Here is a 10,775-nt window from a genome sequence, read left to right as displayed (position 1 = left end):
GTAGGGTGTAGGGTGTAGGGTGTAGGGTTTTAGCGATTTTGAGGGGGTCAATTACCTAATTTTCAGGGAAAAAGTCCCGGAATTTTCCACCCGATCACTCCGGGATCTGGCACTTTTTGGTTTCCAAAAAGTCTAAAAGTCTTACCCAACAAGGTTTTTAGATTTATTCAGCAAGCCCTATTTACAGGCCATTACCGCGATCGTGTAGGCGTTATTATTCATGCCGTTAATATTAAAATTAATCTGATAGGGCTGTCTACCCGTGGGTGATTGGAAGGGTAAAGAATAGGTTTCGCCCCGTTTCATTTCGACATTTTTCTGGAAGGCGCTATTGACTGAATTATCGGGATATTTGAGATTGATCGTCACTCCGTATTTGCCATCGTTTTCGGGAACCATTACCCCTTTAAAAGAGGCGAATTTCACCCCGGAGGGAACGGCGAAATCGGTGTTAAAGTTATTCTTTCCTATGGCATCGATCTGTTTGCGGATATGGGTCTGATTAGTGGCTACTTCCTTGAGGTACTGACAGTTTTTCGGAAGTTCGGTAGCCTGATCTTTGGTACTGGCGACAACGGCCATCGAGGTCAGTCCGAGGATTAAACCAGCCCAGAGAAAGCTGAAAGTTTTTGTCAACATGATAGTTTTTCCCGTTAAGTTTTTCTAAAATTGGCTCTTCGGGGACGATTAAAGATAATTAAGCCTTAATTGTCCCGCCTTGACTTTTTCCGTGACCAAAGTTCTCACTAATTCTAATTTTTGGCGCGGGACTTGGTCATTATCGCTCGCAGTGGAGCGAGTTCTCCTGTTTCTTCTGGGGTTAATTTTTGTGCGTCAACCCGTGAGATGTTCAGAGAATTGCTCCTCGTTTTTACTCTCCGAACCAAGCACAAACCCCGCTCACATACCCAAGAAAGCTAGGATTCAATATTTACTACTAATATTTAACTTTGGCAGGCTCGGAGAAACTATCAAAATTCTGCAAATCTAACTTTTATTTTGTTAAAGAATTATCTCGCAAAGTTGCCGACGGACACTCACCGAACATTTTCTTATAATCTTTGGCAAATTGACCCATGTGCCAGAATCCCCACTGTAGGGCGATCGCACTAACGGTAATTCCCCTACCCGCAGAGGCTTTTAGTTGTCGTCGTACCCCGTTAAGACGTTGAATTTTGAGATAAGTCGCAGGTCCCAGGCCAAAACATTCCTGAAAACCGTAACGGAGGGTACGTTCACTAATGTGCAGTTCTTGACAGAGATCGAGGATCGAGAGGGGGCGATCGAGATTGTCCAGTAAGATCTCCTCTGCTCGCTTAATGTAGGGATGTCGTATTGAAGGGCGCAGGGGCGGATCGTTTTGATGGGAATCGAGTACATCTAGAACTAGAGAGATAAAATCCTCTCGGATCGGCGATTGCATAGCTGGCTGTAGAATTGTCTGGGGTTGTCTCCAGAAAAGCTCAAAAATATATCTTAAATGAGAGCGGAATCGTCTCAGGACAGTCGGCTCTGGTTGAATTGCAAGGGTTGAATCCGTAATTAAAGATACTACCCTGGGCCGATTGGTTTGTTCGGCCCGGGAAAACAGAGAATCGATATCGATAGTAACCAGAGCGAGGGGGAAGTTTCCCGATCGAAGCAGATCGATTCCCCTGGAACTTTTCTGCAAGAGAGCGGAATTCGACGATAAGGAATACCCGTGCCACTTGAACACCTGGGGTGTGGACAAGGGTATGCCGACGGTGATTGTCCCGGGAGGAGAATCCCCTTGAGAACGAATTCCTCGATTGTAAATCGGTCGGGCGAATTGTATGCCCCCGACTTGAGCTACGAACAGTTCCCCCTCGAAAGTTCCCGCCTCGATCGGTCGATGAATCATATCCCAACGAAAAGCTCTCATCCGCGACGCTAGTTCATCGATATCGTGAAAAGGAATAGTCTTGATCAGGGGCTGTAAATTGATATCCATTCTGTCTGATTTAGGATAGCGTAATTATTAAAAATTATTAAGTATTATTAAGAATTATTCTCTTGTCAATAGGCATTATACCTCACCAATCTTAATTGTAGAGTTTTTTGGCTTTTATGGGTTAAGGTTCTTCGTTACTTGGTATGGTTCGATCAGGTGACATAAATCGACTAAATCCTTTAAATCCTTATCTGGCAAGAGACTTAATTGATTAGTTCGTTCTAGATCGAAAATAATTGGCAAAAATCGCAGCAATATCTTTCTCTATAAGGGTTTCATCCCTTATAACCCCCGTCCATTGCATAACACAAACCGAAGAACCTGGGTTAATAACGTCAGACTCTGACTTTTTTCCTTGATTGAAAGAAATAGGGGTTGCTCGTTATCCGCAATATTTTTTCAAATTTATGGTCAATTCTTAATAAAAATCTATAAGTCTAAGTTTGCCATTTTTTGATAGCGATCGCTCTTGCCAAGCTTCTATAATAGTCTTCTAGAGGCTAATAGATAGAAACTCGCTGTTTATTCAAGCAAGCAAATTTAGAAAGAAGATAGGAGATAAATACCCTTAAAATTGATGAGCAGGAGGAAATATTACCAATTAAAGGTTCGCTGCTATGAAATTCCGTCAATTGATGCGGGCAACAGAAAATAAATACAATCGGCTGCTGGCAAATCTGCTCTCGCTCTACATTATTTACCCGTTTTTAGTATATCTACCCCTGGGAGATTGGCTGATTTTCTTTTTCTTCTCCCTCTCTCTGATCATCGCCGTCTATCAGATCGATCGAAGTAAATTGGCTTTAAGATTTAATATCGGTCTGTTTTTGATTGCCCTCCTCCTGCGAGCATTCAGCACGATTATCCCTATTTATAGCGATTTCAACCGTTGGTTCGAGCTATCTAGTACATTAATTTCTCTAGCTTTTGTTAGTTTATGCGTGTACTCGATTTTACTAGAATTAATTCTCGCCGAACAGGTAACATCCGATATCATCAAAGGGGGAATTTGTGTCTATTTTCTCCTAGGATTTTTCTGGGCATCCGCTTATAGTATCGTCCAGATTTTTGAACCCGATTCCTTTAGCTCCGCCGCTAAAACCGTCAACCAGGCGGATCTACTTCATTTCAGCTTTACTACCCTGGCCACGGTTGGCTACGGTGATATAGTTCCTACCAGTAAAGTCGCTAGAGTTCTAGCCAATTTAGAAGGAATGACTGGAGTTCTCTATCCCGCCGTTTTTATCGCTCGTTTAGTCAGTTTACACAATGGTCGTTAACCAAAACAATCCATCGCCTTGGGGGAATATTAGATGATTATGCCTCGCTTCATGCCGATTCTTTCTTTACTTTTGCCTTGGGTCACTGCCGCAGGAGTCTTGGCGGAAATACCGACTCTATCCCAGGAAATCCGCCCAAAAACGGCGGAACAGGTGATCGAGCAACTCTGTGCTAATTTAACCAAACAGCGATCGTTCACCGTCAATATGGATGTCACCTATGACGATGTACTCGAATCCGGGGCGAAAGTTCAGTACAGTGCCTATCAAAACATCTGGGTAGAGAAACCCGATCGCCTGCGCTCGGACTACACTGGGGATGAACGAGTTACCCGCTTTTTTTACGACGGTAAAACCTTCACCCTCGCGGATCTGGAACGGGATCTATACGTCACCAAACCGGCACCAAATACTCTAGATGAAGCCTTAGACCAAGTAGAGCAAAGGTACGGGATCAGCATTCCCATGTCAAATCTGGCAGCGAACGATCCCTGTGCAGAGCTAATGGCCGATGTCAAGCAAATTATTTTTATCGGCAACGACATGGTCAACCGCGAACAGATGTATCATCTGCTGCTGATCGGTAGCGATCGCGACTATCAAATCTGGGTCACGCAGGATGCCACCCCCCTACTGAGGAAAGCGATTATCACCTATAAAACTCTACCCGGTTCACCCCAGTACACGGCAATATTATCCGACTGGAATTTTAATCCCAGTACCCCCGCCGATACTTTCACTTTCCAACCGGGATCAGAGTCGATCCCTATCGAACTTCTACCCCCTAGGAATAATCAATCCCAGCCATAAAGCCCGTTCATAAAACGCGATCGCTTGTCGGTATTCCCCTAAATCAGCGTTTTGATATACTTTGAATATCTAACGAATTCGAGGTGGGATAATGAAGTCGCAGATTGGACGCTGGGGTAATTCTTTAGCGATTCGGATTCCCAAGTATGCGGTGGAAGCACTAAACCTCAATCCTAAGGACGTTGTTGAATGTTCTGTGGAAAACGGAAAGCTAGTAATTGAGCTAATTCAAGCCTTGCCTGAGTTAAGCCTAGAAGAACTACTGGCTGAGGTTGTTGAATCACCGGAGCCGGAAGTGGATTGGGGACGGCCAATGGGAGAGGAGGTTTGGTGACATACATTCCAGAACGTGGAGATTTCCTGCGGTTGAGCTTCGACCCACAAATTGGGCATGAGCAAATGGGTAATCGTCCAGCACTGGTGGTAAGCCCTATTGATTTTAATCGCAAGATTGGTTTTGCCTTTGTCTGTCCGGTGAGCAATACGCAACGCCAGAACCCTTTCTACGTCAAGATTCCAGATGGAGAGGCAGTGACAGGAGTTATCATGGTAGATCAGCTGCGATCGTTGGACTTCCGAGCGAGAAAAGCGAGCTTTATCGGCAAGTGTCCAGAACAGTTGCTCCAGGATGTTCTCAGAAGAATTAAGCCGATTCTGTTCTGACAGGGACATTCTCAAAAGTCCCAGAAGAGCGATATTAATTATGAACCCAACCCAGATTTATTATAGAAAATGTTCCCGCCAGAGTTTGTGTAGAAACAGGAGAGCGTTTTTTTTGCACCAGAAACCGTCGAACGCTTGCAGAAAATAATCTGGGAAGATAAAAAAATCAAGGAGTCCGGGCCATGAAAAGATCTTTACGTCAAAACTTATGTGTTCTTGCCGCCCTCCTCTTGGGTACAAGTTTACTGGTAACGGATTATGTGGACGCTCGCGGTGGCGGTGGTGGCGGTAGTCGTGGGGGTGGTGGTGGTAGTCGTGGGGGTGGTGGAGCTTCCCCACGGGTCAACCGCAGTAGTGATCTGCAAAACCGGGGGAATTTTAGTAATCGTTCCCAACCTTCCAGAGATTTTTCTGGAAGACAGGGTGAACGGCAAACCGGTCAACAAAACCGTCAAGGGGAACGCACGGAAAGACAGGGTGAACGGCAAACCGGCCAACAAAACCGGCAGGGTGAACGCAGCGAAAGAACCGATACCCGTCAAGGGGAACGCAGCGAAAGACAGGGTGAACGGCAAACCGGTCAACAAAACCGGCAGGGGGAACGCACCGAAAGAACCGATATCCGTCAAGGGGAACGCACCGAAAGACAGGGGGAACGGCAGCAGCAGGTTAGCGATCGCCAACAGAACCGTCAGAACTTTATTGACGATAATCGCAATGGTTACTGGCGTGGTGGCGGTTGGTACGGTGGCGGTTATTACGTCCCCCCGGGTTGGGGTTGGGTGGGGTTAACCACTGGCTTAGTCATCGGTTCAGCGATCGCCACTCTCCCCCCCTACTACAATACCGTCTATGTGGGTTCCAATTCCTACATTTACTCGGACGGCATCTATCTTCAGCCTAACGGTAGTTCCTACACGGTGGTGGCCCCGCCAATCGGCGCAATTGTCACCTATATCCCAGACGGCTGCACCACAATTACGGCTGACAATACGCTTTATTACAATTGCAGCGGTATTTACTATCAGCCTCTGTTTGAGAATGGTTCCACGGTTTATCAGGTGGTTCGCTTCTAATCGGGTTCTTCTTCATCAATAATTGCCGATCGATCTAATAATAATAAATCTCGCAGGCGATCGGTATCTAATTCGGTTAACCAATTTTCCCCAGCATCTACGGTTTGTTCCGCTAATTGTTTTTTGCTTTCGATCATCTCATTAATGCGTTCCTCTAGGGTTCCCGTACAGATGAATTTATGTACCTGAACATTACGTTTTTGTCCGATGCGGAAAGCGCGATCGGTGGCCTGATTTTCTACGGCTGGATTCCACCAACGATCGATATGAAAAACGTGATTAGCGCGGGTTAAATTTAATCCTGTTCCCCCTGCTTTCAGGGAGAGAATAAAAATCTTTGGTCCCTGGGGATCATTTTGAAAGCGCTCGATCATTTCTACCCGATCTTTTGTTTTGGTAGAACCGGAGAGAAATAATATTTCCTCGGCTAATTTTTTCTGGAGATGGGTTTGTAGGAGTTTTCCCCACTCGGCAAATTGTGTAAAAATTAAAGCTCGATCGCCTTCTGCTATCACTTCCTCTACCATGGCTTCTAAGCGTAATAATTTTCCCGATCTTTGACTGCTTTCTAAACTATTTTCTTTCAAAAAATGGGCGGGATGATTACAAATTTGCTTGAGTTGCATTAGCAAGGTTAAAATTAATCCATGTCTCTGAATTCCTTGAGTTTCTTCAATTTTCTGGAGGGTTGTCTCGACTAATTGTTGATAAAGTTGTCCCTGTTCGTTTGATAAACCACACAGGACATTCATTTCCTGTTTTTCTGGTAAATCTTCAATAATAGTTTTATCGGTTTTTAATCTCCTTAAAATAAAAGGACGGACGAGGGAACGCAAATTGTGCAGGGATTCTTGATCGCCGTATTTTTCAATGGGAAGAGCAAAACGACGCTGAAAAAAGGCTTGAGTTCCTAAAAAATTGGGATTGAGAAAATCCAAAATTGACCATAATTCTGTCAGGCGATTTTCTACGGGAGTTCCCGTTAAGGCAATCCGAAATCCTGCGGGTATTTTTCGCACTGCTTGGGATTGTTTAGCCGTAGAATTTTTAATATTTTGAGCCTCATCTAAAACTAAACCTTGCCATTGTACTGCTTCTAAACTGGACAGATCGCGATAGATTAAAGGATAACTGGTAATAACAACCGATTGATTTTTTACCGCTTGAGCAAAAGCTTGACCTTTTAATCTTTTTTCGCCATGATGCACAAAAACAGCCAGGGTGGGAGCAAATTTTCTTAACTCATGTTCCCAGTTATTGACCACAGAAGTGGGAGCCACCACTAACACGGGATTAACTAACATATCCTGTTCTTTTAATGCTAGTAAAAAAGCGATTAATTGCGGGGTTTTTCCTAAACCCATATCATCGGCTAAACAAGCACCTAAACCCCACTTTTCTAGGAAAGCTAACCAACTAACTCCCTTGATTTGATAGGGACGTAATTCCCCCCGAAATTCCCTAGGTGGGTTGATTAATTGAATCCCTTGATTGTTATTTAAATTATCAATTAATTCCTTTAATGCTCCCTCCGCTTGAAAATTAACTACCGGCAGTTTAGCAATTAGATTATTATCTCCTGAACTCAAGCGCAGGGCATCTTCCACCGAGAGATTAAGGGGAGCGATGGTATTATTTAAAATTGCCTGAGCTGCTTTGACATCGCTGGGTTGTAGGATTAACCATTTGCCCCCCACTTCCACCACTGGCGATTTTTTCTCTAATAACTTATCAAAATCTTTTTTTGATATTTCCTGTTCCCCTACCACTAATTTAAGCTGAAAGTTTAATAAACTGGTTAAACTTAATCTTTCTCCTTTTTTGGGAGTTACACTGGCAGCAATCTTAATTCCTAATCTTTGTTCATTACTACCGGCAGTTAAACCCGTTGGCAAAATTACCCCTAATCCCTGATCTTGCAATTGCCAAGCGATCGAGCGAATAAACTGATAAACTTCGATCGAATCAAGAGAACATTCCTCCGGGTGTCTTTGCTCTAAACTAATTCTAATCGGTTCGTACAATCGCGCCGCTAGTCCCAGTCCTTTTAAGAGAATTTCCTGGGGATTATTGACAACTCTTTGATAACTATGATAACTTTCTTTCCCCTCTAACCAAATCAACTTGGCACTAATGAGAAATTCGGGATCATCTAACGCTTGTAAATAATAGGTAAGTTTCCACGCTGTTCCTAGACTGGGAGGTTGTAAACATAAACAAACACGGTATTGATTCTCGATTAATTGGCGATTATTGCCATTCACTAAACTTTCTTGGATAGGAAACACCCAGTTATTATAAGCATTTTCTAGACGCTGTAAATTCTTCGCTTCTAAAGCAATGTCATGATGATCACTGCTTAAAGATTGTAGCCAGGGTTTCACCATCAATGACGGCGAAATATTAACAGTACTATCTATTTTTTGTCGTAAACGAGCATCGACAATATTTTTTAAGCAATCGAGAATAATTGTTTGTGGTTCGCTATTTTCTTGATAGGCAAGACAAACCGGGGGGATGGTTTGGATAAACTTAGCTAAACGAGTGCGATCGATGGTACTATCCAGCAGCGGATACCAGCAACTTTGACCTTGATTTATTCCCGCTAAAAATTTCCCCCTTGCTAATAAATCTAAACTCCAACGGTGCAAATACAGCCAAAATCGTAGATCATTGCCGATAAATTCGGCCTTAGCTAGGGGGAATTTCTCCCATAACCGCACTATCATTCCCGCAGAAAAAGTTAATCCCGATACCTGCCATGGTTGCCAAGACAAGGATTTAGCTGTGGGTTCGAGAATTTGCCCCGACAGCAGCGGTAAAGAATATTTTTTCCTTGGGGGAGAATAACTAGGGAGACTGAGCTTGATTGATTCTGGAGAATACCGGTCAAGCTGAGGAGAAAATTTCTCGATAAATTGGGCTAATGCCCCAGATTCTAGACAAAAAGGATGATTTTCCTTTGTTTCACTTAATTCCTTCCCTTGCCACTGTTCACCCCAAAGAAAAAAAACACTATCTTGCGAACGAATCAGCCAATTACCGTGTAGAGTAGTCATTATGAAATAGGGAAATTCCTCTAAAAAACTTGCTGTTGAAAAGGTAACAAATCTCGATTTTGTCGCTTCTTCTGACGTTAAGAGCCTCTAATCTTCTATTTTAGTGGACAAGGGCTGATTTCTCAACCAGAATCTAGTTCAGCGATTAGCCCCGATCGAATGGTTATTATCAGTAATAATAAATAGATTTATTTTTCAACTATGTACAAATCGATCGCCCTCACCCTCGTCCTCAGTCTTCCCCTGAACTTCTCCCTAGTTGGTCAGACGGAAGATTTAAACCACCTACAGCAATTATTATCCACCCGAAAATGTCCCCAATGCGATCTGAGCGGTTCGGGGTTGGTGCAATCGAATCTAACCGGGGCAAAATTAAATGGGGCCAATCTCGTCGGGGCTAATCTTAGTCAAGCTAATTTAAGTGGGGCGGATCTGAGTGGTGCCAATTTAACCGGTGCTTCTTTCTTTGGTGCTAATCTCACTGGAGCGAACTTAAGCGGGGCAATCTTGACGGGTGCGGATTTAAGAGGCGCTTATCTCAATAATGCTAACCTCGAAAACACCAAACTAGACACTGCATACGTGCAGGGTGCGGTGGGAATTCCCAGTAGTGCCGGTACTCCTGAACTATTCTACGGTCTAGGGATGGTGGAAGGAAAACAGGGACGCACCAGCGCCGCTATAGAAAATTTTAATAAGGCCTTGACAATTAACTCAGAATATGCTCCAGCTTATCTGGCCCGGGCCATGGCTCACTATCGTCTGGGACAAAATGCTCTAGCGGCCCAGGACGCTCAAATGGCTTCGACTCTCTTTGAACAGCAAGGTAACACCCCCGGGTACGAAGCGGCAGAGAATTTTATTAAAGGCATGGAAATCGCCCTAAAACCGCGAGAACAAGGTGGTGGCAACGCTCAATTAGACCAAATGGTGCAGGGGATTGGTTCTCTGCTCTTACAGTTTGTTTTACCCGCTTTGGGACTGTTTTAGTCCTCGTCCGCTGGCTCTTCTAAATGTTCCGAGACCGCGTAATAAAGGTCAAGAACATGATGATCGGCAAGACGATAAAAGACTCTCCGTCCCTGTTTTTGGTATTTAACTAATCTTAAGGCTCTTAGGGTTCTTAACTGGTGCGATACGGCCGATTCACTCATCCCTAAGTCGTCGGCTAAGTCACAAACACATAATTCTTGTTTGGCTAAAAGCGACAGAATTCTTAGGCGATTGGCATCCCCCAAAAGGCTGAAAAATTCGGCCATTTTTTGGGCTTTTTCTAGTTCTAATCCCTGCAAGTGCTGGAATTTCGCCTCTTGGTGATGGGATTCCCCACAAACCGGCGCTATTTTCTCTATGGCCATGTTTTTTCCTGATCGGTTATTAAGGGAAAGTTGAGAAAGGGAGGTATCGATCGAATTTTCAATGCCGATACTTGTCCCCTTCTCCCCAATAACTAAATTTGACTGCAACAACAGCCCTGGTGTCCACCGCCTTTCCCGTCAACGTGACCATCGGCACAAGCTTGGCAACAGTAGTATTGATCGTTTTTTTTGATGGCATCGGCGATCGATACTTGACACTCACAGGATCCACAAGCACATTTCATGGTGGTGACAGCGATCATGGTTACTACCTCTGAACTTCTTTACTGACTTTAGTATAACATCTGAACAGATGTTCATGGATTGAATAAAGTTAAATTTTTCTAAAACTCAGACGGGTGGGAAGTTCTCCTTGATCAGTGATCAGATTGGAGTTTTCTGTTCACTGTTTAAGCTATACTTTAGACGTTCATAATCTGAGATTTATTAAACTTCTGAAATCGTAGAGTCAGCAAGGAATCCAGTTCTTTTTTATGTTTCAGATGGGCATCATTCAGACATTCATAAATAGCTGAAGAAAAGTCAGAAAAGTTCTC

The 10,775-nt window shown here is 43.8% G+C and carries 11 protein-coding genes and 3 pseudogenes; 7 read left to right on the top strand and 7 right to left on the bottom strand.

Going from position 1 to position 10,775, the window contains the following annotated elements; translation table 11 throughout:
* Positions 1-177 precede the first annotated feature (177 nt).
* The 3 genes and pseudogenes from PX481_RS15740 to PX481_RS15730 all read right to left on the bottom strand — a co-directional run bounded on the left by PX481_RS15740 (position 178) and on the right by PX481_RS15730 (position 2,276).
* Positions 178-639: a hypothetical protein gene (locus PX481_RS15740; protein ID WP_002780536.1), complete on the bottom strand. Its 462-nt coding sequence runs from the start codon at positions 637-639 to the stop codon at positions 178-180.
* A 355-nt stretch (positions 640-994) separates the two neighbouring features.
* Positions 995-1,972: a helix-turn-helix domain-containing protein gene (locus PX481_RS15735; protein WP_288059834.1), complete on the bottom strand. Its 978-nt coding sequence runs from the start codon at positions 1,970-1,972 to the stop codon at positions 995-997.
* A gap of 114 nt (positions 1,973-2,086) precedes the next feature.
* Positions 2,087-2,276 (bottom strand): annotated as a pseudogene (locus tag PX481_RS15730) (hypothetical protein).
* 313 nt (positions 2,277-2,589) lie between these two features.
* Here PX481_RS15730 and PX481_RS15725 point away from each other — a divergent pair.
* The 6 genes and pseudogenes from PX481_RS15725 (at position 2,590) to PX481_RS15705 (ending at position 5,801) form a co-directional block, all read left to right on the top strand.
* A complete protein-coding gene (locus tag PX481_RS15725) occupies positions 2,590-3,252 on the top strand; it encodes a potassium channel family protein (RefSeq protein ID WP_002760400.1) in 663 nt (220 codons plus the stop codon).
* A 33-nt stretch (positions 3,253-3,285) separates the two neighbouring features.
* On the top strand, positions 3,286-4,062 hold the full coding sequence (locus tag PX481_RS15720) for a DUF2092 domain-containing protein (protein ID WP_288094934.1): 777 nt from the start codon (positions 3,286-3,288) through the stop codon (positions 4,060-4,062).
* Between the two features lie 91 nt (positions 4,063-4,153).
* Positions 4,154-4,396, top strand: coding sequence for an AbrB/MazE/SpoVT family DNA-binding domain-containing protein (locus PX481_RS15715; RefSeq protein ID WP_002760402.1), 243 nt, complete (start codon positions 4,154-4,156; stop codon positions 4,394-4,396).
* The gene (locus PX481_RS15710) at positions 4,393-4,725 is read left to right on the top strand and encodes a type II toxin-antitoxin system PemK/MazF family toxin (RefSeq protein ID WP_147072359.1); all 333 of its coding nucleotides are present in this window, start codon (positions 4,393-4,395) and stop codon (positions 4,723-4,725) included. Before PX481_RS15715 ends, PX481_RS15710 begins: the two co-directional genes overlap by 4 nt.
* Before the next feature lie 56 nt (positions 4,726-4,781).
* A pseudogene (locus tag PX481_RS30185) lies at positions 4,782-4,911 on the top strand (YgiT-type zinc finger protein); the annotation flags it as partial.
* A complete protein-coding gene (locus tag PX481_RS15705; protein WP_288025856.1) occupies positions 4,908-5,801 on the top strand; it encodes a DUF6515 family protein in 894 nt (297 codons plus the stop codon). The pseudogene PX481_RS30185 and the gene PX481_RS15705, both read left to right, overlap by 4 nt.
* Here PX481_RS15705 and PX481_RS15700 read toward each other — a convergent pair.
* Complete coding sequence (locus PX481_RS15700) at positions 5,798-8,860, bottom strand: sll1366 family intein-prone helicase (protein WP_288094933.1); 3,063 nt, start codon at positions 8,858-8,860, stop codon at positions 5,798-5,800. The genes PX481_RS15705 and PX481_RS15700 overlap by 4 nt on opposite strands.
* Positions 8,861-9,061: 201 nt before the next feature.
* Between PX481_RS15700 and PX481_RS15695 the strand changes: the two genes are divergently transcribed.
* On the top strand, positions 9,062-9,850 hold the full coding sequence (locus PX481_RS15695; RefSeq protein WP_002760405.1) for a pentapeptide repeat-containing protein: 789 nt from the start codon (positions 9,062-9,064) through the stop codon (positions 9,848-9,850).
* Here the strand turns inward: PX481_RS15695 and PX481_RS15690 are convergent.
* From PX481_RS15690 to PX481_RS15680, 3 genes and pseudogenes are all read right to left on the bottom strand, one after another.
* Positions 9,847-10,218: an ArsR/SmtB family transcription factor gene (locus PX481_RS15690; RefSeq protein WP_002772122.1), complete on the bottom strand. Its 372-nt coding sequence runs from the start codon at positions 10,216-10,218 to the stop codon at positions 9,847-9,849. The two genes, PX481_RS15695 and PX481_RS15690, sit on opposite strands and share 4 nt — an antisense overlap.
* Positions 10,219-10,310: 92 nt before the next feature.
* Positions 10,311-10,481 (bottom strand): metallothionein, encoded by a 171-nt coding sequence (locus tag PX481_RS15685; protein ID WP_288094932.1) that lies wholly within the window; start codon positions 10,479-10,481, stop codon positions 10,311-10,313.
* A 159-nt stretch (positions 10,482-10,640) separates the two neighbouring features.
* Positions 10,641-10,775, bottom strand: a pseudogene (locus tag PX481_RS15680) (IS630 family transposase); the annotation flags it as partial.

This window comes from Microcystis sp. M53603_WE2 (genome assembly GCF_030065435.1).
This window is presented reverse-complemented; position numbering and strand designations above follow the sequence as displayed.

What these genes read in the sequence shown, in the direction of transcription:
- PX481_RS15715 (WP_002760402.1), top strand. Translation starts at nt 4,154, where the DNA reads ATGAAGTCGCAGATTGGACGCTGGGGTAATTCTTTAGCGATTCGGATT.
- PX481_RS15695 (WP_002760405.1), top strand. Translation starts at nt 9,062, where the DNA reads ATGTACAAATCGATCGCCCTCACCCTCGTCCTCAGTCTTCCCCTGAAC.
- PX481_RS15685 (WP_288094932.1), bottom strand. Translation starts at nt 10,481, where the DNA reads ATGATCGCTGTCACCACCATGAAATGTGCTTGTGGATCCTGTGAGTGT.
- PX481_RS15735 (WP_288059834.1), bottom strand. Translation starts at nt 1,972, where the DNA reads ATGGATATCAATTTACAGCCCCTGATCAAGACTATTCCTTTTCACGAT.
- PX481_RS15720 (WP_288094934.1), top strand. Translation starts at nt 3,286, where the DNA reads ATGATTATGCCTCGCTTCATGCCGATTCTTTCTTTACTTTTGCCTTGG.
- PX481_RS15705 (WP_288025856.1), top strand. Translation starts at nt 4,908, where the DNA reads ATGAAAAGATCTTTACGTCAAAACTTATGTGTTCTTGCCGCCCTCCTC.
- PX481_RS15700 (WP_288094933.1), bottom strand. Translation starts at nt 8,860, where the DNA reads ATGACTACTCTACACGGTAATTGGCTGATTCGTTCGCAAGATAGTGTT.
- PX481_RS15725 (WP_002760400.1), top strand. Translation starts at nt 2,590, where the DNA reads ATGAAATTCCGTCAATTGATGCGGGCAACAGAAAATAAATACAATCGG.
- PX481_RS15740 (WP_002780536.1), bottom strand. Translation starts at nt 639, where the DNA reads ATGTTGACAAAAACTTTCAGCTTTCTCTGGGCTGGTTTAATCCTCGGA.
- PX481_RS15690 (WP_002772122.1), bottom strand. Translation starts at nt 10,218, where the DNA reads ATGGCCATAGAGAAAATAGCGCCGGTTTGTGGGGAATCCCATCACCAA.